This window comes from Parasphingopyxis sp., assembly GCF_028279465.1.
Lineage (GTDB): Bacteria > Pseudomonadota > Alphaproteobacteria > Sphingomonadales > Sphingomonadaceae > Parasphingopyxis.
This window is the reverse complement of record NZ_JANQNS010000017.1, coordinates 87,909-109,132: the sequence shown is the minus strand read 5'-3', so window position 1 is coordinate 109,132 and position 21,224 is coordinate 87,909. Positions and strand designations below refer to the sequence as shown.

General features: G+C 63.6%; 28 protein-coding genes. 16 read left to right on the top strand and 12 right to left on the bottom strand.

The window, feature by feature from the left end:
• The first annotated feature begins 335 nt into the window (after positions 1-335).
• A complete protein-coding gene (locus Q0974_RS14250) occupies positions 336-761 on the top strand; it encodes a CHRD domain-containing protein (protein WP_299329013.1) in 426 nt (141 codons plus the stop codon).
• 12 nt (positions 762-773) lie between these two features.
• Positions 774-1,391 carry an SgcJ/EcaC family oxidoreductase gene (locus Q0974_RS14245; RefSeq protein ID WP_299329010.1) on the top strand — a complete coding sequence of 206 codons (618 nt, stop codon included), beginning with the start codon at positions 774-776 and terminating at the stop codon, positions 1,389-1,391.
• Positions 1,392-1,397: 6 nt separating this feature from the next.
• Here Q0974_RS14245 and Q0974_RS14240 read toward each other — a convergent pair whose 3' ends face one another.
• The 4 genes from Q0974_RS14240 to Q0974_RS14225 form a co-directional block, all read right to left on the bottom strand.
• Positions 1,398-2,381 carry an FAD-dependent oxidoreductase gene (locus Q0974_RS14240; RefSeq protein WP_299329007.1) on the bottom strand — a complete coding sequence of 328 codons (984 nt, stop codon included), beginning with the start codon at positions 2,379-2,381 and terminating at the stop codon, positions 1,398-1,400.
• The gene (locus tag Q0974_RS14235) at positions 2,378-2,812 is read right to left on the bottom strand and encodes a DUF3429 domain-containing protein (RefSeq protein ID WP_299329004.1); all 435 of its coding nucleotides are present in this window, start codon (positions 2,810-2,812) and stop codon (positions 2,378-2,380) included. The genes Q0974_RS14240 and Q0974_RS14235 overlap by 4 nt, the downstream gene beginning before the upstream one ends.
• Positions 2,809-2,952 (bottom strand): DUF2256 domain-containing protein, encoded by a 144-nt coding sequence (locus tag Q0974_RS14230; RefSeq protein WP_299329002.1) that lies wholly within the window; start codon positions 2,950-2,952, stop codon positions 2,809-2,811. The genes Q0974_RS14235 and Q0974_RS14230 overlap by 4 nt, the downstream gene beginning before the upstream one ends.
• A 527-nt stretch (positions 2,953-3,479) precedes the next feature.
• The gene (locus Q0974_RS14225; RefSeq protein ID WP_299328999.1) at positions 3,480-3,929 is read right to left on the bottom strand and encodes a cupin domain-containing protein; all 450 of its coding nucleotides are present in this window, start codon (positions 3,927-3,929) and stop codon (positions 3,480-3,482) included.
• A gap of 91 nt (positions 3,930-4,020) precedes the next feature.
• Between Q0974_RS14225 and Q0974_RS14220 the strand changes: the two genes are divergently transcribed.
• The 5 genes from Q0974_RS14220 (at position 4,021) to Q0974_RS14200 (ending at position 7,967) form a co-directional block, all read left to right on the top strand.
• Positions 4,021-4,587, top strand: coding sequence for a rhodanese-like domain-containing protein (locus Q0974_RS14220; protein ID WP_299328996.1), 567 nt, complete (start codon positions 4,021-4,023; stop codon positions 4,585-4,587).
• Between the two features lie 166 nt (positions 4,588-4,753).
• Entirely contained in the window at positions 4,754-5,398 is a 645-nt protein-coding gene (locus Q0974_RS14215; RefSeq protein WP_299328993.1) for a hypothetical protein, read from the top strand.
• Positions 5,399-5,488: 90 nt separating this feature from the next.
• Positions 5,489-5,749 (top strand): hypothetical protein, encoded by a 261-nt coding sequence (locus Q0974_RS14210; RefSeq protein ID WP_299328990.1) that lies wholly within the window; start codon positions 5,489-5,491, stop codon positions 5,747-5,749.
• Between the two features lie 154 nt (positions 5,750-5,903).
• Positions 5,904-6,650 carry a hypothetical protein gene (locus Q0974_RS14205; RefSeq protein WP_299328987.1) on the top strand — a complete coding sequence of 249 codons (747 nt, stop codon included), beginning with the start codon at positions 5,904-5,906 and terminating at the stop codon, positions 6,648-6,650.
• 105 nt (positions 6,651-6,755) lie between these two features.
• Positions 6,756-7,967 carry a cupin domain-containing protein gene (locus Q0974_RS14200; RefSeq protein ID WP_299328984.1) on the top strand — a complete coding sequence of 404 codons (1,212 nt, stop codon included), beginning with the start codon at positions 6,756-6,758 and terminating at the stop codon, positions 7,965-7,967.
• 15 nt (positions 7,968-7,982) lie between these two features.
• Here Q0974_RS14200 and Q0974_RS14195 read toward each other — a convergent pair whose 3' ends face one another.
• The 3 genes from Q0974_RS14195 to gmk all read right to left on the bottom strand — a co-directional run bounded on the left by Q0974_RS14195 (position 7,983) and on the right by gmk (position 10,069).
• The gene (locus Q0974_RS14195; protein ID WP_299328981.1) at positions 7,983-8,723 is read right to left on the bottom strand and encodes a sulfite exporter TauE/SafE family protein; all 741 of its coding nucleotides are present in this window, start codon (positions 8,721-8,723) and stop codon (positions 7,983-7,985) included.
• A 60-nt stretch (positions 8,724-8,783) separates the two neighbouring features.
• Positions 8,784-9,368, bottom strand: coding sequence for a hypothetical protein (locus tag Q0974_RS14190; protein ID WP_299328979.1), 585 nt, complete (start codon positions 9,366-9,368; stop codon positions 8,784-8,786).
• Between the two features lie 68 nt (positions 9,369-9,436).
• Positions 9,437-10,069: a guanylate kinase gene (gene gmk / locus Q0974_RS14185; RefSeq protein WP_299328976.1), complete on the bottom strand. Its 633-nt coding sequence runs from the start codon at positions 10,067-10,069 to the stop codon at positions 9,437-9,439.
• Between the two features lie 48 nt (positions 10,070-10,117).
• Between gmk and Q0974_RS14180 the strand changes: the two genes are divergently transcribed.
• On the top strand, positions 10,118-10,672 hold the full coding sequence (locus Q0974_RS14180) for a DUF2585 domain-containing protein (RefSeq protein ID WP_299329021.1): 555 nt from the start codon (positions 10,118-10,120) through the stop codon (positions 10,670-10,672).
• 30 nt (positions 10,673-10,702) lie between these two features.
• Here Q0974_RS14180 and Q0974_RS14175 read toward each other — a convergent pair whose 3' ends face one another.
• The 3 genes from Q0974_RS14175 to Q0974_RS14165 all read right to left on the bottom strand — a co-directional run bounded on the left by Q0974_RS14175 (position 10,703) and on the right by Q0974_RS14165 (position 12,997).
• A complete protein-coding gene (locus tag Q0974_RS14175; protein ID WP_299328973.1) occupies positions 10,703-10,999 on the bottom strand; it encodes a hypothetical protein in 297 nt (98 codons plus the stop codon).
• A 70-nt stretch (positions 11,000-11,069) separates the two neighbouring features.
• Entirely contained in the window at positions 11,070-12,464 is a 1,395-nt protein-coding gene (gene fumC, locus Q0974_RS14170; protein WP_299328971.1) for a class II fumarate hydratase, read from the bottom strand.
• A 50-nt stretch (positions 12,465-12,514) separates the two neighbouring features.
• Positions 12,515-12,997 carry a ClpXP protease specificity-enhancing factor SspB gene (locus Q0974_RS14165; protein ID WP_299328969.1) on the bottom strand — a complete coding sequence of 161 codons (483 nt, stop codon included), beginning with the start codon at positions 12,995-12,997 and terminating at the stop codon, positions 12,515-12,517.
• A gap of 108 nt (positions 12,998-13,105) precedes the next feature.
• On the opposite strand from Q0974_RS14165, the gene Q0974_RS14160 reads away from it, so the two are divergent.
• The 7 genes from Q0974_RS14160 (at position 13,106) to Q0974_RS14130 (ending at position 17,350) form a co-directional block, all read left to right on the top strand.
• Entirely contained in the window at positions 13,106-13,912 is an 807-nt protein-coding gene (locus tag Q0974_RS14160; RefSeq protein ID WP_299328968.1) for an amidohydrolase family protein, read from the top strand.
• 62 nt (positions 13,913-13,974) lie between these two features.
• The gene (gene hisB / locus Q0974_RS14155; protein ID WP_299328966.1) at positions 13,975-14,565 is read left to right on the top strand and encodes an imidazoleglycerol-phosphate dehydratase HisB; all 591 of its coding nucleotides are present in this window, start codon (positions 13,975-13,977) and stop codon (positions 14,563-14,565) included.
• A complete protein-coding gene (hisH, locus tag Q0974_RS14150; RefSeq protein ID WP_299328963.1) occupies positions 14,565-15,185 on the top strand; it encodes an imidazole glycerol phosphate synthase subunit HisH in 621 nt (206 codons plus the stop codon). Before hisB ends, hisH begins: the two co-directional genes overlap by 1 nt.
• Positions 15,182-15,913: a 1-(5-phosphoribosyl)-5-[(5-phosphoribosylamino)methylideneamino]imidazole-4-carboxamide isomerase gene (hisA, locus tag Q0974_RS14145; RefSeq protein WP_299328960.1), complete on the top strand. Its 732-nt coding sequence runs from the start codon at positions 15,182-15,184 to the stop codon at positions 15,911-15,913. Before hisH ends, hisA begins: the two co-directional genes overlap by 4 nt.
• Positions 15,910-16,686 carry an imidazole glycerol phosphate synthase subunit HisF gene (gene hisF / locus Q0974_RS14140; RefSeq protein WP_299328957.1) on the top strand — a complete coding sequence of 259 codons (777 nt, stop codon included), beginning with the start codon at positions 15,910-15,912 and terminating at the stop codon, positions 16,684-16,686. The genes hisA and hisF overlap by 4 nt, the downstream gene beginning before the upstream one ends.
• A 123-nt stretch (positions 16,687-16,809) precedes the next feature.
• The gene (locus Q0974_RS14135; protein ID WP_299328954.1) at positions 16,810-17,001 is read left to right on the top strand and encodes a hypothetical protein; all 192 of its coding nucleotides are present in this window, start codon (positions 16,810-16,812) and stop codon (positions 16,999-17,001) included.
• A gap of 31 nt (positions 17,002-17,032) precedes the next feature.
• A complete protein-coding gene (locus Q0974_RS14130; RefSeq protein WP_299328952.1) occupies positions 17,033-17,350 on the top strand; it encodes a phosphoribosyl-ATP diphosphatase in 318 nt (105 codons plus the stop codon).
• Positions 17,351-17,360: 10 nt separating this feature from the next.
• Here Q0974_RS14130 and Q0974_RS14125 read toward each other — a convergent pair whose 3' ends face one another.
• Together Q0974_RS14125 and nhaA are read right to left on the bottom strand one after the other, a co-directional pair.
• On the bottom strand, positions 17,361-18,080 hold the full coding sequence (locus Q0974_RS14125; protein WP_299328949.1) for a head GIN domain-containing protein: 720 nt from the start codon (positions 18,078-18,080) through the stop codon (positions 17,361-17,363).
• A 64-nt stretch (positions 18,081-18,144) separates the two neighbouring features.
• Positions 18,145-19,452 carry a Na+/H+ antiporter NhaA gene (gene nhaA / locus Q0974_RS14120; RefSeq protein WP_299328947.1) on the bottom strand — a complete coding sequence of 436 codons (1,308 nt, stop codon included), beginning with the start codon at positions 19,450-19,452 and terminating at the stop codon, positions 18,145-18,147.
• 132 nt (positions 19,453-19,584) lie between these two features.
• Between nhaA and Q0974_RS14115 the strand changes: the two genes are divergently transcribed.
• Positions 19,585-20,979, top strand: a complete 1,395-nt coding sequence (locus Q0974_RS14115; RefSeq protein ID WP_299328944.1) for a glycosyl transferase family protein — start codon at positions 19,585-19,587, stop codon at positions 20,977-20,979.
• The last annotated feature ends 245 nt before the right edge of the window (positions 20,980-21,224 follow it).

Genomic DNA, 21,224 nt, shown 5'->3' with positions numbered 1-21,224 from the left:
GGATTTTGCCGGGCGTTTTCGTTAGAATTTTCCTATCGGTGAATCGGATTTTATTGTCAGACCCGCCCTGTCGGTCGGGCGCCGCACCAGCCCGCACCCCCTCCCGACCTCCCATTGAGTGTACCCTAGTTGGGAGGTCGGGAGGGGGTGCGGGCTGGTGCGGCGCTCGACCGACAGGTCGAGTCTGACAATAAAATCCGATTCACCGATAGGAAAATTCTAACGAAAACGCCCGGCAAAATCCGTTTCCCCTTTCGCTGCGAAATACAGTATATCTCCCGCATGACCGGGCGGCGGCGCGGGGCGGCCGCCTCGAATTGTCTGGGAGAGTGTCTATGAAACATGCTGTCTTCACGTTGGGCGCGGCGTGCGCCCTCGGGCTGGCCGGACCGGCCCTTGCGCAGGAATCCTACTCCGCCGATCTGACCGGCGCGGCCGAAGTGCCCGGACCGGGCGATCCGGACGGCGTCGGCATTGCGACCTTCGACTGGGACGAGGAGCAGGAGCAGCTTTGCTATGCGCTCTCGATCGACGATATCGATCCGGCGACGGCCGCGCATATTCATCGCGGCGCGGCGGACGAAGCCGGGCCGGTGGTCGTGACGCTCGGCACGCCGGATGCGGCAGGCGGCGCGGATGGCTGCATGGAGATCGAACCGGCGCTGCGCCGCGAGATCCGCAACAATCCGGGCGGCTTCTATGTCAACGTGCATAACGAGCCCTTCCCGGCGGGCGCGGTGCGCGGGCAGCTCGAACAATAGGGAGACACGGCGATGCGAACAGGGGCAATAGGCGCGGCGGCGCTGGCGGCGGCGATGATCGCCGCGCCGGCTTCGGCCGAGGATTATGGCTGGGCCGACGACTATCGGGCGCAGGCGGAGCGGGATGGCTGCCCCGGCGTGTTCGACGATCAGGGCCATGGCCCCGATATCGGCACCGCGGAATATGAAGCGGCCTGCCAGTATCAGCGCGATCTCTCCGCAGTGCGCGCGCATACGGCGCGCTGGCAGGCGCTGTACGAGGCCGGCGATTTCGATGCGATGGTCGATCTCTATACGCCCGACGCAATACTGATGACGGCCGGCCAGCCGCGCCGCGACGGGCCCGAAGCGATCCTCGCGCCGTTCCGCGCGAGTTACGCGGCGGGCTGGCGCAGCACCATCGATTTTCTCGAGGAGGAACTGGCAATCGATGGCGACCGGGCCGATCTGATCGCGCCCTTCTGGATGACGATCCAGCCGCCCGGCGAAGGCGCCGAGCCGATCGAGGCGATGGGGCGCAGCTGGCTGACCTTCCAGCGCGGCGCGGACGGCGAATGGCGGCTGTGGCGCGACATGGACAATCGCGCGCCCGATGTAACGGCGGAGATGCGCCCGGCGCGAGCCGAGTAACACCGGCTAGAGCAGCGGGGCGAGTGCGCCGGCAAGCGCGGTGGCGCTGGTAAAGGCCGCTTCGACCCGGCCATGGATGCACCAGTCCCCACAGGCCGCGAGGCGGTTGGCGGGATCGATCAGCGCGGGCGCGCCGCTGCGTTTCGGCAGGTTCGCATAGCGCCAGCGGTGGAGCGCGATATGCGGGGCGGCGCCGAGATCGTGACCCGTGACGCGGCTCGCCTCGACGATCAGATATGCGGTGACGGCCTCGGGATCGTCGTCGAGATGCGCATCGGCCCAGGCGTTGGTCGAATGGACGAGCAATGATGGCGCGGTGTCTCGCCCCGGCTTGGCGCTGTTGACCGACATCCAGCTGATATCGGCATTGCCGACATGCGCCGCGTCCCAATCGAAGGGCAGCGGATCGTCGAAGCCGAGCATCAGCGCGAAACAGGCGCGCATCGGCGCATCGGCAATGGCAGTACGGTGGGCAAAGCTCTCGGGCAGCAGAGACAGAGTCTGCGGCGCGGGCGCAGTCGACACGCACCAGTCGAACCGGCCGAGATCGGCGCCCGCTTCGTCAGCAAGCGCCCAGGCATTGCCGGCAGGTTCGACCGAACCGATCCGTGTCGCGAGGCGGATATCGAGGCCGTCCGCGAGATATTTGGCCAGCGCGTTCATCTTCGGCGCGCCGACATAGTGCGGCCGCTCCGCGCCCCATTGCCAGTGCGCAGCCTGATCCGGTCCGTCGAACTCGGCGAAGCGCGCGTCCCAACGGGCGACCGCGCCCGCTTCGATAGCGGGCTGCAGGAAGCGGCGAAACGCTTCGGTCTGCGCGGTGAAGAATTGCGCGCCATGATCGAACTGCCACGGATCGGCATAGCGCGTCGCCATCCGCCCGCCGACACCGCGCGCCTTTTCGAACAGCGCGACCGCCGCCCGGTCGCGCAAAGCATGCGCCAGCGTCAGTCCGGCAAGCCCCACACCGATTATCGCAACCCGCGTCACGCGAACACCGCCGTCACCAGCAGCGCGGCGACCACAACAAGCGTGACACCGAGTCGGGTGCGCCAATAGCCAGGCCCGATAAATCCGGCCTCGTGCAAGCGTCGGTCGATGAGGAGCAGGATCGCGAACAGCGCCGCGAAGGCGAGCAGAGCGAAGCGCAGCGGCAGCGCCAGAAAGGCAAGCCAGCCGAGTATCGCGATCGCGTTGCTGACGATGGCGAGCATGATGCCGGCCCGTGCGCCGTTCGACAGATATTGCCCCCAATGGACGCCCGCGATGAAAGACGCGATCGTCAGCGCCCAGGCGGCCGCGATCTGCGGACCGGAGCCGAGCGTGGGCACAGTGTCGATGCCGAATATGGTGAGCGCCGCGCTCCCGACAAAGGGCAGCGTTCCGGCATAAGCGAGCATCGCCAGCATACGGTTGTTCATTTGCGTGCGGCCTTCCGGTTCCGGCGGCAACGTTCGGAGCAGTATTTCACCTCGTCCCAAACCGCGCGCCATTTCTTGCGCCAGGCAAAAGGCCGTCCGCATGTCGCGCAGATCTTGCTGTCGAGAGTGCGTTTATTCACGAGGCGATCGGTAGCCCGCAGCCGGTATCCGGGAAAGCTGTTCTTGCGGTCACGCCCAAATGAAAATGGGGGCTGATCCGAAGATCAGCCCCCACTGCGCCGAGCGCCGGGGTTGGATCGCCCGAAGGCTTTCCAGTCCGCGCTCAGGCACGGCGGACAGTTCCGATATCCGAAGATGTCTTTCCTGTCCTTAGCTGTTCTTCCTATTTGTCGCTGTGTCTTCGCTTGCACGATGACGGTGCGAAAATTCTCCAAACAGCTCGCTCTGCCTTCCACACTGTTTCGCTCGCGGTCCACAGTCTTTCCGGTTTTGCGGTCTTCCGTTCTCGCTTCGGTCGTTGCCTTCCGTCGCTTTCCCTTCCGACGAATTGAAAGTGTCACGCGTTCCCGAGTCGCGCCAAGCGAAAAATGACATCGAATTAGGAGGATATCGGGGATAACTCTGTATACCACTGATTCATAATATGAAATTTATGCGCTCTATGCCTTGCTGCAGCCATGCTGCGCAGCAATTTCGCGCGAATCGCTTATGATTGTCCCGGATTCCAGTCCGGCGGCGCGAGCGTGAAGCCGGCAAAATCGAATCCAGGGACGACGATACAACTGACCAGCGAATAGCCGGCGCTGCCGCCTACCGAACGCGCCGCCTGCCAATGATGCGCTGGAACGATCGCTTGCGGCACATGACCGGCCAGAACGTCCGCACCCAAAGTGACGGTCCGGCGATCGCTTTCCCGTTCGTCTGCAAGCTCCAACATCAAAGGATCGCCGGCATGCCAACACCAAATCTCGGCCGCATCGACCGTGTGCCAATGCGAGCGCTCATCTGCACCCAGCAGGAAATGGATAGCCGTTCCCGCCGACCGCGCGCCGCTATCTTCAGGTGCGCGCCAGGTCTCGCGATACCAGCCGCCCTCGGGATGCGGTTCCAGCCGCAAGGCTTCGCATATTGCGCGCGCAATGTCGTTCAGTGCCATAGCGATCTCCGGGCCCGTTCAGCGCTGGCTCATCTTGGATGAGTCATGGACTTAGCCGGGTCGCGCGTCCTTGCCAAAGGGGGCAGTGTTCATGCGCGCCATCATTCCCGCTCTAGCACTATTGGCGATAATCGGCGGTCCGGCCGCGCACGCCGCCGACCAGCCCGTTGCGATCGAACCGTCGAGCAACCCGCAGATCGATTTTCCGGCCTTTGTCGAGCTGGCCGGTGCGGTGCAGATATCGCGCGCCGAACGGTTGATCGATCTCGCAATCTTCCGGCAGATGGCCGATCGGCCCGATGTCCTGCTGCTCGACGCGCGGTCCGCCGAGGCGTTCGCGCATGGCCATATCGAAGGCGCGGTTAATCTACCGCTTCCCGATTTCACGGCGCAGAGCCTGGCGGCCACCATCGGTCCGGATACGAACCGGACGATCCTCATCTATTGCAACAATAATTTCGTCAACGACATCGCGCCCGTCGTCCGCAAGGCCGTCTCGCTGGCGCTCAATATCCAGACGATGATCAATCTGCACGGTTATGGCTATCCGAATGTCTATGAACTTGGCGAGGCCGTCGACCTGGCCGATCCCCGGTTACGATGGGTGTCCGCCCAGCCGCCGGATGCGGCCAATGCCTTTTCCAATGCGGAACTCTAGCAAGCGGCAGACCGCCGCGGCCGAGTCATTTCGCTGCCGTCATAACCATCGGCAATCTAACGCAAATGCGAGCGATTAGCATTAAGGGAATGGTCTTTGACAGGTTTCGGAAGGATGGTTACAGCGCAATCGGGCCGCGAGTAATTTTGTGTGGGGGAAGTGGCACATGAGCAAGAAACTCGATCGTAGATCGTTCCTGCGACGCGTTGGCGCAGCGGCTAGCGTAGGCGCATTTGGCGTGGTTGCCGGAACGCCGGCCCGGGCGTTTCAGGTTACTGACAGCGATACCGGGCGCTATGCTGACCCCGTAGGCCGCGGGCGCCGCACCGGCGTGACCGACAGCGACTCCGGCCGCTACGCCGATCCTGTCGGCGGTGGACGCGGACGCAGCGGCATCACGGACAGCGACACGGGCAGCTATGCGGACCCAGCCGGCAACGGACGCGGCGGCGGACGCACCGGCATTACCGATAGCGATACCGGCAGCTATGCCGATCCCGCCGGCAACGGACGCGGCGGCAGACGCACGGGTATCACCGACAGTGACACCGGCAGCTACGCCGATCCGGCGGGCAACGGCCGTGGCAGCTCCGGCTGCACCGATAGCGATGGCGGCCGCAATGCCGATCCGGGTGGGCGCGGACGCCGGTGCGGCGGTCGCTCCGGCTATACGGATGCCGATAGTGGCAGCATGGCCGATCCGGGCGGCAATGGCCGGGGACCGCGGCGCGGCTACCGCACGGGTATTACAGACGCAGATTCCGGGTCGACTCGCGACAGCGCGGGCTACGGCCGGGGAAGTGATCGTTAGTGGGCTTCGAAAACGGCACTATGGTGTGCCGTTGCAAGCGCTAACGACGAACCGAAGAGCCACATTGTGTGGTATGTAAGGGGGAAGACCATGAGTAAGAAGTTAGATCGCCGTTCCTTTTTGCGCCGTGTTGGCGCGACGGCCAGCATCGGTGCACTCGGCATCGTGACCGGCACGACCGCCGCGCGTGCGCAGGTCACCGACAACGATACGGGCCGGAATTCCGATCCGGTCGGTCGTGGCCGGGGCGGCAGCGACCGCGCCGGTAATGGCCGCAACTGCAGCGACAACGACGCGGGCGGCCGGGCCGATCCGGGCGGACGCGGCCGGGGCTGCACCGACAGCGACTAGAAGACGGCCCGGCATCGGCATGCGGCCCGCCGCGCCGATGCCGGGCGATCTTCGCAGGGGATTCGGCTCCCCGCGATTGGCGGTGTTCACACGCAGTGAATGCCGCCATAATAATATGCGCAGCCTGTATGGATTTATCTGAGGGGAAACCGCAATGTCTTCGAAACTGAATCGCCGATCCTTTTTGAGCCGTGTCGGCGCAACCGCCAGTCTCGGCGCTATGGGTGTCGTAACCGGTGCCTGCGATCAGCTTGGCCTGGGCGGCAGCGAGGATGGCGAAGCAAGCGGCACCGACCCGTCGGACGATCTTGCGCCAGAAGACGGTGCCGGCGCGGGCGAAACCGGCTCGGCCGGATCGTCGCCGGAGAATGGCGGCGCATCGACGACCGAAAGCGGCCTGACCGACAGCGACAGCGGCGCCAATGCCGATCCGGCCGGCAATGGCCGCGGCGGCCCGAGCAATCGCGGGAGCGGGATCACCGACAGCGATGGCGGGCCGAACGCCGATCCTGCGGGACAAGGCCGCGGCGGGAGCGGAAACCGCAGCGGCATCACGGACAGCGATACTGGTGCCAGCGCCGACCCAGCAGGCAATGGCCGGGGCGGAAGCGGCAACCGCAGCGGCATCACCGACAGCGATACCGGCGCCAATGCCGATCCGGCCGGACAGGGCCGCGGCGGGAGTGGCGGCGGAAGCGGTATGACCGATACCGATAGCGGCACCAACGCAGACCCGGTCGGCCAAGGCCGCCGCGCCAGAACCGGCATAACCGATAGCGATACCGGCGCGAACGCCGACCCTCTAAATGGCGGGCGGGGCGGCCCGGGCAGCGTACGCGGTATCACCGACAGCGACACCGGCGCGAGCGCGGACCCCGCAGGGCAAGGGCGCGGCAACTAGCCGAGCTGCGCGCACGGCCGTACACCCTGCCAAAGAGAGTAATTGTCGAAGCCGGTGTGCCGAACGGATTGCCGATTCTGCACCGCCGAATAATTGGAAGACGCCATGCATAAATATGATCCCACGCCCGGCCTGTCCGAGATATCCCGCGATGCGCTGTCGCGCGTGCTCGATCCGGTCGACCCCGGTGCATTCTTCACCGATATCTTCGAAGAAAGCGTCCACCTGATCGCGCGCGACGAACCCGATCGCTATGTCGATCTCGTCTCAGTCGATGTGCTCGATGCCTTTATCGCCAACAACCAGCTGTTCGAGGGGCAGATTGATGCGACGCGCGCCGAACCGCAGATCACCCGTGACGCCTTCACGCTCGCCAACGACCAGATCGACCGCAGCGCACTGCTCCGCCTCTATCAGGACAAGGCGACGATCATCGCGCCGCACCTGCACAGCTATCACAAGCCGCTCGGCGATTTCGTCCGCGCGCTCGAACCGGTGTTCAGCGCTTCGGTCCAGACGAACATCTATCTGACGCCGCCGGGCGCCAAGGGCTTCCGCACCCATTACGACAATCACGACGTATTCGTGCTGCAAGTGTCGGGGGCCAAGAGCTGGCGCATTTATGACGAACCGGTCGGCAAGCCGTTTCGCGGCGAAGGGTTCGAGCCCGGCGTGCACGAAGTCGGCGATCCGACCGACGAATTCGTGCTGCGCGCCGGCGATGCCGTCTATATCCCGCGCGGCATGATGCACGATGCCGATGCGCATGACGAAGAAGCCTCGCTCCATATCACGCTCGGCCTGGTCACGAAGACCTGGGCCGACCTTGTGCTCGAATCGATCTCCAAAGCGGCGCTGGAAACCGACGGGCTGCGGCGCGCCTTGCCGGCCGGCTATGCCAATCGCGATTTCGACCGCGGGCCGGCGCGCGAACTGTTCCGCGCCTTCATCGCCGAACTCGCCGAAAAGGCCGAGCTGGACGAGCCACTCGACATCATCGCCGAAGACTATCTGAAATCGCGGACGCCCGACATGGCCGGTATCGTCCGGCACGCCTCCAATCCGATTGCGGACGATCAACGCTATCGGGCCGATCCGAATGCGCTTTATCGTATCGTCGAGGATGAGGAGAGCGGCGAGTTCGCGGTCGTGGCCCGGGGCGGGTCGAGCGAATTTGTCGGCGCGAAGCGCGCGGCGTTCGACCGGGCTATGAGCGGCGATCCCTTCGCGCGGTCTGATCTCGAGGGCATCGCGGAGGCCGATGCGGCCGACCTGATCCGGCGCCTGATGTCGCGCGGACTTATCCAGCCGGTTTAGGGTTTTCGCACCCACTCACACCGCGATTAACCCGCGCACCAGATAGACCAGCCCGATCAGGCTGACGATCCAGCGCGTCCAGCCGAGAAAACTTGCATCCGACATACGATCGAGCACGGCCTTGCCGACGCGCGTGCCGAGCAATGTCAGCGGAATGGCGAGCAGGATGGCGAGCCATGGCAGTGTTGCCCCGCACGCCGTCATGACAAGCAGCGCGCCATAAATCAGAATCTTGGCGAGATGCGCGAAGACCTGGGTCAGCGCCTTGGTCGCGACGATCTGGTGCCGGGTCAGCGTCGTGCGCACGAAGAATATATCGAGCAGCGGGCCGGCGACGCCCGCGACGAGGTTCGTGCCCGTTACGAGCACGCCCGAGGCAAAGGCGTGTGGCGGCCGCTGCGCATCGAGCGCAAAACGCTTCGCCGGCATCCAGACCGAGAGCCCCACCAGCCCCAGAGCAATGAATACCAAGGTGCGGTCCGGCTGCCATTCGATCAGCAGGGCGAAAAAAGCGATGCCCGTCGCCAGCGACGCGAACGCATACCAGCCGATAATCGACCAGACGATATCAGCGCGATTGAGCCAGGTGCGCCAGCCATTCGAAACGATCTGGATGATCCCGTGCGTGACAAAGGCCGCGCTGACCGGCAGCAGCAGGACGAGCGCGCCCATCAGCACCATCCCGCCCGCCATGCCGAAAATGCCCGATAGAAGCGCCGTGAAAAAGGCGATGATCGGGAGCGCGACCGTCAGCATGGTGCGCTGATAGGGCTATCGCGTGGCATCAGGCAATTGCCTTGCACGCAAGTGCTAAGCCTAATTTTCTTCCGCTCCGAACCGGTCGTCGCTCGCGATATGTTTCGGCAGGAACCAGCGCGCAATAATCGCGCCGCCCACGACAAAGCTTATCGCATCGATGACAAAGACATAGCCATGATAGAGCCAGTCATGATGCCACCAGATCGGGTCGGCCAGATTCATGAAGAAGGAGGCCGCGAGGCCGAACAGGGCGACGATCGAAATCCGCGCGCCCGGATCGCGGACATGGCCGGACAGGGTATAGAGCGCCGCGCCGAGGATCAGCGCCGTGACCAGCATATGGATGAAGCCGGTCAGCATGGTCGATCCTGCGCCAATTTCGAACCCGCTCGGATTGTAATGGATCATGGCGATCGGACCATCGAGATACATGCGCTGCTGCACTTCGCCGGAGCCCGACGGCACGAGCACGGTGCGCGCCGCCTCATTGTCCATATTTTCGGCGAGCACACTCTGAATGGCGGCCGCCTCCCTGTCGCCGACATCGCTGACCGGGATCGAACCCAGCAGGCCATAGGCAATAAACCCGATGATAAACATGGCGACGGCCGCGAGAATCGCGCCGGGAATGACTTTGATCATGGAACCCTCCCCTGAATATCCGCGGGAGGCTAAGCGTCATCGGCGGCATTGAAAAGCCCGGGCGGCAGTTACCCCGTCAGCCCCCGCACGAAATCGACAAGGCCGGTCCGTCGGTTTCGGCGCAGCCGCTCGGCCTGCAGGATCGCGCGGGCCCGCCCCGCGCACCGATCGGCATCGTCGTTGATCAGCACATAATCATATTCGGCCCAATGGCTGATCTCTGCCGCCGCTCGTTCCATCCGCCCGGCAATCACGTCATCGCTGTCCGTGCCCCGTCCGCGCAACCGGCGCTCGAGTTCCGCCATAGACGGCGGCAGAACGAAGACGCGGACAATATCGGGATCGACCTGCTTCAGCTGTTGCGTCCCCTGCCAATCGATATCGAGCAGCACATCCCGGCCGCTATCGAGCGATTTGTTCACCTCGGCCTTGAGCGTGCCGTAACGGCGGTCGAACACATGCGCCCATTCGAGGAAAGCCTCATCCGCCACGAGCCGGTCGAACGCGTCATTATCGACAAAATGATAATGTTGGCCGTCCACCTCGCCCTCGCGGATCGGGCGGGTCGTTGCCGATACCGACAGCGAAATCTCATCATCGCCCGCGAGCAGCATCCGCGCGATGGTGGACTTGCCCGCCCCGCTCGGCGATGAGAGCACATAGAGCAGCCCGCGGCGCTCAAGCTGGATCGGATCGGCCATGACGTCGGTTCGCGCAAGCGCGCCGCGAGGTCAAGATGGGAGGGCAAGATCGCGCGCCGCTACTGGATTATCGCTGCAGCGATCACAATCATCGCCGCTGCCATCCTCTACTGGATGGGCCGCAATCCGATCTGCGAATGCGGCGAGATCAAGCTCTGGGTCGGGACCGTGCATGGCCCCGACAACAGCCAGCATATCGCCGACTGGTATACGCCGAGCCATATCATCCACGGCTTCCTCTTTTGTGGCCTCGGCTGGTTACTCCTGCGACGCCGCCCGGTCGGCCTGTGGTTCTGTCTGGCCGTCGCGATCGAGGCGGCATGGGAGATACTCGAAAACTCGCCGATCATCATTAACCGCTATCGCGAGGCGACAGCCGCGTTTGGCTATTCGGGCGATGCGATCATCAACTCCGTCGCCGATATCGGCTGGATGGCGCTCGGCTTTCTGATCGCGCGGCGCATCGGACTGTGGCCCACGGTTATTATCGCCATCGCTTTCGAACTGTTCACGCTCTGGATGATCCGCGACAATCTGACGCTCAATGTGCTCATGTTGATCTGGCCGGTGGACGCCATTCGCGAATGGCAGGCGGCGCTGTAGATACCGTCTAACGGGTCAGCAAGGCGGCTTCTAAGCCTCGGGCGAATCGGGCGCGGCGATATCGGTCTCGCCCTCGGCGCGCGCCATGGCCATTTCGGCATCGTGCGCGTCGAGGCCGCCGGTTTCCGCCGCGTCGCGTTCGCGTTTCTTGTCCCACAGATATTTGGCGAGCAGCCCGCCGCCGACCAGCGCCGCGCCGGGCAGCGAACGCGTAGCGATGCGCGCGGCGATGAGGCCGACACCGAAGCCAAGCAATCCACGCCCGGCCGTCCGGCGGCGCGCCGTCTCGCCCATGGCCCCGCCAATCATGCTTCTGATCAGGCTCATGATCGATTCTCCAATAGCACAGGTACGACTATCGCTCCGCCCGTCTTACAATCGCTGCCCATGACCGGCCCTAACGGCCAATCATCTTTTCCGGACGCACAACCCGGTCGAACGTCTCTTCGTCGACCAAGCCAAGATCGAGGCCGGCTTCCTTAAGCGTCATGCCCTTCTTATGCGCATGTTTGGCGATGGCCGCGGCATTGTCATAGCCGATCTCGGGCGCGAGCGCGGTGACCAGCATCAGCGAGCGGCCGACCAGTTCGGCGATCTGCTCTTCATTGGCTTCGATGCCGTCGACACAGCGTTCGGCGAAGCTCGTCATACCGGTCGCGAGCAGATCGATCGATCGCAGCGCATTCGCGCCAATCAGCGGCATGAAGACGTTGAGCTCGAAATGCCCCTGCATGCCGCCGACCGTCACCGCCTGATGATTGCCGATCACTTGGCCTGCGACCATGGTCAGGCTTTCGCACTGGGTGGGGTTCACCTTGCCGGGCATGATCGAGCTGCCGGGCTCGTTCGCCGGGAGCGAGAGTTCGCCGAGGCCCGAGCGCGGCCCGGATCCGAGGAAACGGATATCGTTGGCGATCTTGGTCAGCGCCACGGCAAGCGTACTAAGCGCGCCCGAGAAGAAGACGAGCCCATCCTTGGCGGCGAGCTGCTCGAACTTGTTGGGCGCGCTTTCGAAGGCGAAGCCGGTGATATCGGAAATCGCTTCGGCCATATCCGTCGCCCAGCCTTCAGGCGCATTGAGCCCGGTGCCGACGGCCGTGCCGCCGATCGCGAGCTTCGCGATATTGCCAGCGAGCGCACCTTCGATCCGCGCCTTGCAGCTGATAAGCTGCGCCGCATAGCCGGAAAATTCCTGGCCGAGCGTCAACGGCGTTGCGTCCTGCGTATGCGTCCGCCCGATCTTCACGATATGGTCCCAGGCCTCGGCTTTCGCGGTGAGCGAAGCGATCAGCACATCGAGCGCGGGCAGCAGCGCATCCCGCGTCGCCAGCGCCGTCGACACATGCAGCGCCGTCGGAAAGCTGTCGTTCGAGCTTTGCGACATGTTCACATGATCGTTCGGATGCACGGGCTCTTTGCCGCCACGCGTGCCGGCGAGCGCCTCGTTGGCGATTCCCGCGATCACCTCGTTGACGTTCATATTGGTTTGCGTGCCGCTGCCGGTCTGAAAAATCGTCAGCGGAAATTCGCCGTCATGCTTGCCCTCGCGGATCGCCGTCGCCGCGGCCTCGATCGCATCGGCGATTTTTGCGTCGAGCCCGTGCGTCTTGTTGACCCGTGCCGCGGCCTGTTTCACCGCCGCCTGCGCATGGACGATGCCGATCGGCATCCGCTCATGCGGCGCGAAAGGAAAATTCTGCAAGGATCGCTGCGTCTGGGCGCCCCAATAGGCGTCGGCGGGCACCTCGATCGGGCCGATAGAGTCGGTTTCGGTGCGGGTTTCGCTGGTCATGGAATATAGGTCCCTGTTGTCAGGCCGGAACTTTACGGGAGGCGCGGCCTCTATTTTTTGCGTTTGAAATCGACCGCAACGACGTTGGACCCGTCCTCGACCGGCTCGGTCGCCGGTGGATCGTTTTCGGCATGGTCATGCTCGCCCGGTGCGCTGTCGTCGCCCTGCGCCTGGAACTGCAGCGCGAAATTGACGGCCGGATCGACGAAACCCGTGATCGCCGCAAAGGGCACAACCAGCGTCGAGGGCACCTGGTTGAAGCTGAGCCCTACCGAGAACCCCTCCTCGTCGACGGTCAGCTCCCAGAAGCGCTTCTGCAGCACGATCGTCATCTCGTCCGGAAAACGCTCGAGCAAGTGACCGGGGATATCGACGCCCGGCGCCTTGGTCTTGAAGGTGATGTAGAAATGATGCTCGCCGGGCAGATCGCCTGCCTCGCCGACTTCGCTCAGCACCCGTCCGACGACCGCGCGCAGCGCTTCCTGCACGATTTCGTCATAGGGAATCAGGCTGTCTGGCGTCTCGTCGCTCATGCCGGTTTGGTGAACCCGTCGGCGGCAAGGGTCAAGCCATCAGATTGACGGATCACGGCAAAACTCGCGCCGATTGCGCTTTGCGCCCCGAGCGATAGTGTGCGCGGCATGATCATCGATGCATGGGCCCAGCACCCGACACTCCGGCACAGCCAGGATCCGATTTTCGACTCGCTCCGGCGCTGGACGAAGACCGAGGCGCCAACGGAACCACTGCCCATCGCGGCGACGATCGCCGCCATGGACACAGGCGGCATCGACAGATCGCTGATCAGCGCCTGGCAGGCGCCGCATCGGGATCTCATTTCGAACGACGAGGTCGCAAGCTTCGTCGCGGAATTTCCGGACCGGCTGATCGGCGTCGGATCGGTCGACATATCGCAGCCGATGGCCGCCGTGCGGGAGATTCGCCGCTGCGTGGAGCAACTCGGCTTCAAGGCGATCCGCATACTGCCCTGGTTGTGCGAAAAACCGCCGACCGACCGGCTCTTCTACCCGGTGTACACGGCCTGTTGCGATCTCGGTGTGCCCTTTTGCACGCAGATCGGCCACACTGGCCCGCTCATGCCGAGCGAAGTCGGCCGCCCCATCTATCTCGATCAGGTCGCGCTCGATTTCCCCGAGCTCGTCATCGTCGCGGGGCATATCGGCTATCCCTGGACGGACGAAGCGATCGCCGTCGCGACCAAGCATGAAAATGTCTATATCGACACATCGGCCTATACGGTGAAACGCTACCCTGATGCGCTGATCCAATTCATGCGACGCCATGGCCGCCGCAAGATACTGTTCGGCACCAACTATCCGATGATCATGCCCGCCCAGGCGCTGGATGGTCTGGACGATCTCGGCCTTGATGAGGAAACGCGGGAGCTTTTCCTCTCTGGCAACGCCATCCGCGTCTTCGGCCTTTGAGGGAACGGCCGCACGGTACGGCAATGATTGCCTGACCGTAACTTTGCGCTATATCGCCCGCCATGCGCAGCGCGACGATCACACGCAAGACCGGCGAGACCGATATCGCCGTCGAGATCAATCTCGACGGGACGGGCGCCTATACGGTTTCGACCGGCATCGGCTTTCTCGACCATATGATCGAGCAGCTTTCGCGCCATTCGCTGATCGATATCGACCTCAAGGTCGATGGTGACCTGCATGTCGACCAGCATCATACGACCGAGGACAGCGCGCTCGCGCTCGGCGAGGCCGTGGCGAAGGCACTCGGCGACAAGGCCGGCATCCGCCGCTACGGCTCGGCCTATTCGCCGATGGACGAAACGCTCTCGCGCGTCGCGCTGGATATTTCGGGGCGGCCGTTTCTGGTCTGGAAATCGGGCTTCAGTCAGGAACGGCTCGGTGAGATGGATACCGAGCTGATCCAGCACTGGTTCCACAGCTTCGCGCAGAGCGCCGGCATCACGCTGCACATCGAAACGCTCTATGGCGAGAATAACCATCATATCTGCGAGAGCCTCTTCAAGGGACTGGCGCGCGCGCTGCGCGACGCGGGCGAGATCGATCCGCGCAAGGGCGGCGCGATCCCCTCGACCAAGGGCACGCTCGGCTGATGACGGAGCGCATCGCGCTGATCGATTATGGCGCGGGAAATTTGCGATCAGTGCATAATGCGCTGATGGCCGCAGGCGCGGACGCGATCGACGTTACGGCGGAAGCCGAAGCCGTGGAAGCCGCCGACCGGATCGTGCTGCCGGGCGTCGGCGCCTTTGCAGCCTGCATGAATGGCCTGTCCGCACTTTCCGGCATGGTCGAAGCCCTGCACATAGCCGCCGTGGAAAAGGCGCGCCCCTTTCTCGGCATCTGCGTCGGCATGCAGCTGATGGCAGAGCGCGGTGAGGAACATGGCATACATGACGGACTGGGCTGGCTCGGCGGTACCGTGAAACCGCTCGCCAGCGACGATCCCCGCCTCAAAATCCCGCATATGGGCTGGAATGACGTGACACCCCAAGGCGCACCGCCACTTATAGAACCGGGCGAGGCCTATTTCCTGCACGGCTATCAGGTCGCGCTCGCCGATCCGGCGGACGGCTATGCGATGACCGATCATGGCGGCCCGGTAACCGCGGCGATCGGTCGGGACACAATGATCGGCGTGCAGTTCCATCCGGAAAAGTCGCAGCGCTACGGCCTCGATTTCCTCGCGCGCTTTCTGGACTGGAAACCATGAGCCTGATCGTCTTTCCCGCCATCGACCTGAAAGCGAGCCAAGTCGTACGGCTTGCCGAGGGCGATATGGATCGCGCTACCGTCTATGGTGACGACCCGGCCGACCAGGCGCGGCTATTCGCCGAAGCCGGGGCCGGACATGTCCATGTCGTCGATCTCGACGGGGCCTTTGCCGGCGAAGCGAGAAATACCGAAGCCGTGGAATCCATCGTCGAAAGCTTCCCCGGCCATGTGCAGCTCGGCGGCGGTATCCGGAACCGCGCCGATGTCGAGCGCTGGTTCGATCTTGGCGTCGCGCGGATCGTGATCGGCACGGCCGCGCTGACCGATCCCGATTTCGTCAAGCAAGTCGCGCGCGATTTTCCGGGCGGCATTGTCGTCGCCGTGGACGCCAAGGGCGGATTCGTTGCGACCCAAGGCTGGGCCGAAACCTCAGAAGTCAGCGTCATCGATATGGCGCGGCGGTTCGAGGATGCGGGTGTCGCCGCCCTGCTCTTCACCGATGTCGGGCGGGATGGATTGCTCAAGGGCTGCAATATCGAAGCGACGGTCGACCTGGCGAAAGCGACCGATATCCCCGTCATCGCCTCGGGCGGCGTTAAGGGCATCGCCGATATACACGCGCTCACCATTCACGCCGATGCGGGAATAGAGGGCGTGATCACCGGCCGCGCACTCTATGACGGCACGCTGAATCTCGCAACGGCGCTGGCGATTGCCGATCAATGACTCTCCGCAAGCGCATCATCCCCTGTCTCGACGTCGCCAATGGCCGCGTCGTCAAAGGCGTCAATTTTGTCGATCTCGCCGATGCCGGCGATCCGGTCGAACAGGCGCGCGTCTATGATGCCGCCGAGGCCGACGAGCTTTGTTTTCTCGATATCACGGCGAGCCATGAGGAGCGCGACACGCTGCTCCATATCGTCGAGCGCACGGCGGCCGTCTGTTTCATGCCGTTCACCGTGGGCGGCGGCGTTCGCACGCCCGATGATGCGCGTCGGCTGTTGTTGGCCGGTGCCGACAAGGTCGCCGTCAACAGCGCGGCGGTCGCCCGGCCCGAACTGGTGCGCGAGATGGCCGAACGGTTCGGCAGCCAATGCGTGGTCGGCTCGATCGACGCGCGCGCCACCGGCAAGGGGGGGTGGGAGATATTCACCCATGGCGGGCGGCGCGGGACCGGCATCGATGCCGTAGCGCACGCCCAAAGACTGGCCGAGTTGGGCGCGGGTGAATTGCTTGTTACGTCGATGGATCGCGACGGCACGAAGTACGGTTATGATCTGGCGCTGACGCGGACGATCGCGGACAGCGTATCGGTGCCCGTGGTCGCGTCGGGCGGTGTCGGCACGCTCGACCATCTCGTCGAAGGCGTGCGGGACGGCCATGCCGACGCCGTGCTCGCCGCTTCGATCTTCCATTTCGGCACGTACAGTATCGCCGAAGCCCGCGCGGCGCTGGCGGCCGCGAATATTCCGGTCAGAGCGCACAAAAGCGTCGGGTAACTTTACACTAACCATAACCGTCAGCCCGGCATTAACCATGACGGCACCGCAACATGGCTATTGTCCCGAAATTGGCCGAATTCTTGCGTGGTTCATACTGAGTTTACGGTTTCGGGAGCCTAGATGTCCTTCGCGCGAGTCTTCGCAGCGTTCTTGGCCGCCATCGCGATTGGCGCGACGCCCGCCATTGCGTCCGCAGTCAGCGTCGATGCGCCCGGCGATATCATGCTCTTCGCGCTCGGGCTCACCGGTCTGCTCGTCGGGCGGCAGATCAGCAAGCGGCGGAAACAGAAAGACTCCGAGGACGCCGGTTGACGCGGCGGGTGCACCCGCGCAGACCCGAGACATGGCCCACACGCTGACTCGCCTCGAACGGATCATCCATGATCGCAAGGACGGCAATCCCAGCAAATCCTATGTCGCGAAGCTCTTCGGCAAGGGCCGCAAAAAGATCGCGCAGAAATTCGGCGAGGAATCGGTCGAGACGATCGTCGCCGCTCTGGCCGAAGACGATGATGCGCTGGCCGCCGAAGCGGCCGACGCGCTGTTTCATCTGCTGATCCTGCTCGCCGAACGCGATGTACCGCTGGCCGATGTTCTCACCGAGCTGGAACGCCGCGAGGGGATGTCGGGACTGGACGAGAGAGCCAGCCGCAAATCCTGAGGATCAGACCTTAGCCGCAGCGCATATCGCCGGAGCCGATCGAATTGGATTGGCATTCGGCCTCGCCGCGCACGCGCACATCACCCGATCCGATCAGATTGCCATCGACCCGTTCGGACGCTGTAATGTCGACATTGCCGGACCCGGCAATATCGATCTCCGCCCGCTGAACCTGGAGTTCCGGGGCGTCGATATCGCCCGATCCCGCGATCCCGATCTCGAGATCAGACACAGTACCGGCGGCCTCCAGGTCGCCCGATCCGGCGATATCGAATTCGGCGCGCTCGGCTTCGAGCGCGGCAATGTCGATGCTGCCCGAACCGGCAATCGAAAGCTCGAACCTGTCGGATACGGCGCGCGTGATGCGCATATCGCCGGACCCTGCAACCGAAGCGCCGTTCAGCACCGGCAGCGTCACGAAGACGGTCGCGCGATCGCTGCCGATATTGATGCTGCGATCGCTCCTGCGCCCGATCCGCAGCGTTCCGCCGCGAATTTCAAATTCGATCAGATCAACAATCTCCGGATCGCCCTCGATCCGGATATCGAACGCCTCACCCAGCGCGATCTCGACATTGTCGGACCCGCGCAGCGAGACGGCGTCGAATTCCTCAAGCTCCAGTTCGTCTAGGGGCTGGCCATTGGCGAGGCCATTGCCGCCGATATCGACCAGGCCGCCGCAGGCGGCAAGCGCCAGTGCCGAAAGCGAAATGAATAGCGTCCGCACCATGATTCTCCTTGCTGTATTGTCGTAATAATACAGTCGGGCAGCGCGATTTGCAAGCCCTTGGCGTTCAGGAACTCGCAGCCGGCTTTTCCGGGACATCCTCGCAGACATTTTCGACATCGCCGTCACGGGCGATTTCGCCGGCCTCGTCGGCTTCGATCTCGTCATGCTTCTCATGCAGCGGCGCGAAGCGCAGCAGCAGGAAGCCGATCAGGCCCGACATGGCCGAACCGAGCAACACGCCGATCTTCGCTTCCTCGATCAAGAGCTGATTGCCCGGAAAAGCGAGGCCGCCGATGAACAGACTCATCGTGAAGCCGATGCCACAGAGCATGGACGTGCCGTAAATCTGCAGCCAGGTGGCGCCGCGCAGCTTTCCGGCGACGCCGAATTTCACGGCCAGCCAGACACTGCCGAAAATGCCGAGCTGCTTGCCGGCGAACAGGCCGAGCGCGATCCCGAGCGGCAACGGCGCGAGAATCTGTTCGGTGCCCATGCCCTCGAGATTCACACCGGCATTGGCGAAGCCGAAAATCGGGACGATGAAAAAGGCGCTCCACGGCGCGACCGCATGTTCCATCCGGTGGAGCGGGCTTTCCGCAGAATCCGGCGCGCCGGGCGTCTGGGTGATCGGGATCATCATCGCCGCCAGCACGCCGGCGATCGTCGCATGGACGCCCGACATCAGCACGCAATACCAGAGCAGCACCGAGAAAATCACATAGGGCAGCAGCCGTTTCACGCCGGTCGCATTGAGATAATACATGACGCCCAAAACCATTGCCGAGGCGAACAGCCAGATCGTCGAAAGCGAAGGCGTGTAGACAAGCGCGATGATCGCGACCGCGCCCATATCGTCGACAATTGCGACCGTCACGAGAAACAGTTTGAGCGACGTCGGCGCACGCTTGCCGAGCAGGGCGAGCACGCCGATCGCAAAGGCGATGTCGGTCGCGGCCGGTATTGCCCAGCCATTGGATAGCTCCGGATAGTCGCGCGTGAAAAACAGGAAGATGACTGCGGGCACGACCATGCCGGCCGCCGCCGCGATGATGGGCAGGCGGCGCTTGTCCCAGGTCGACAATCGCCCGTCGACAAACTCGCGTTTGATCTCCAGTCCGACGAGGAAGAAGAAGATCGCCATCAGCCCGTCATTGATCCACAGATGGAGCGTCATCGGCCCGAGCTTGCTGGTCAGCTCGGGGCTGAGGATCGGCCCCATATTGTCGTTCAATATGTGGTGATAGCTCTCATAGAAGGTGCTGTTGGCGACGAGCATCGCGAGCACGGCGGCCACCATCAACACGATGCCGCCCGCCGCTTCGCTGTTCAGAAATCCGCGCAGCGCCGATCGGACGCCCAAGCGTTCAGCCATGATGATTCCCTCTAATCTGCGCCACGCTCTAATCGGAAAGCCGGGCGATGAAAACAGGCTGTCCTTTTGTCCACCCCGCTTTTCCCATATAGGCCGAAAAGACGCTTGTCGGTCAGGCGTTTAGGGGGGCGGATGCCGGGGACAGAGACAATTCTGGAGTTCATTGCGCTCGCCTTTCGGGAGCTCGCATTGTTCGCCGCCTGCGGCTTCCTTATCGGCGCGCTCGATACGCTCGCCATCGACATGCTCTGGCTCCGCCGCGCGATCCGGCGGATGGTCGGCACGTCCGATGCGGCGGAACCTGTTCTGCAAGATATGCCGCCTTCGTCCGCGCCCGGCGCGCACGCCGTTTTCGTTCCTGCGTGGGACGAAGCCAATGTCATCGGCGCCATGCTCGAAACCACGATCCGGCGATTTGCCGGGCAGGACTATCGCCTTTTCATCGGCTGCTATCCGAACGACCGGAAGACAATGGATGCAATCGACGCTGTGGCCGCCGTAACCGAGACTATCTTGCGCGTGATTTGTCCCGATCCCGGCCCCACGACGAAAGCCGATTGCCTCAACCGGCTCTGGCTGGCGCTCGAAGACGAAGAACGGCGCACCGGCAGACGGTTCAAATCGGTCATCCTCCACGATGCCGAGGATGTCGTGCACCCGGCCGAGATCATGCTGTTCGACCGGCTGATCGACGATCACGACCTCGTCCAGATTCCGGTCGTACCTTTACCGCACCCCAAATCGCCCTGGGTCGCTGGTCACTATTGCGACGAATTTGCCGAAGCGCATGGCAAGGATTTGGTGATCCGCGACAGTATTGGCGCCGGCGTTCCATCGGCCGGTGTCGGCTGCGCCATTGCGCGGGATGCGCTCGGCATACTCGCCGAGGCCCGCAATGGCCTACCGTTCGACGCGGATAGCCTGACCGAGGATTATGAGCTCGGCCTGTCGCTGGCGGAAAACGGAAAACGCGGGACCTTCGCGCGGTGCCGCGACGGTGAAACCGGCGAACTGATTGCCGTCCATGCCCATTTTCCTGCGACGCTCGGTGCGGCGGTGCGCCAGAAAACGCGCTGGATTACCGGTATCGCGCTCTACGGTTGGGATAGGCTCGGCTGGCATGGCGGACTCGCGGATTTCTGGATGCGGCTGCGCGATCGCAGCGCGATCCTCACCGCGCTCATTCTCCTATCCGCCTATTTCGCGGCCATTCTTTGGTGTTCGCTTCTCATTGTGCATCTCGCTACCGGCCGGCCATTGCCGGCCCTGTCGCCGTTGCTCTCCACCATGCTGAGCGTAAATGCGGGACTGCTGCTCTGGCGTCTGGCCATGCGCGCCTATTTTACCGGCCGCACCTATGGTCTGCGCGAAGGCGTGATCGCCATCCCGCGGGCGATCGTATCGAATATCATCGCCATGATATCCGCGCGGCGCGCCATGACGCGTTATATTCTCGCGCGCCGCGGCCACAGGCCGGTTTGGGACAAGACCCGCCATATCTTTCCCGACACCAGCGGATCGCCATGAGCCGCTTTACGCCGCCGGTCCGCTTCGTCGCCGCCATTCTGACGCTGTGGGTCGGGCTGCGAATCCTATTCTGGGAGACGGTCGAGACGCCATCGCCGACCTTAGAGGATATGCCGCCATCTCCTCCAAGAGCCTCGGCGCTGCCGCATGCGGACAATACATCCTCGGCCGCACCTCGATCGGTGGATCGGACGGCGGAAACGGGTGCGAGCGACAGCCTATCCCGGCAATCTGACTCTGTAACG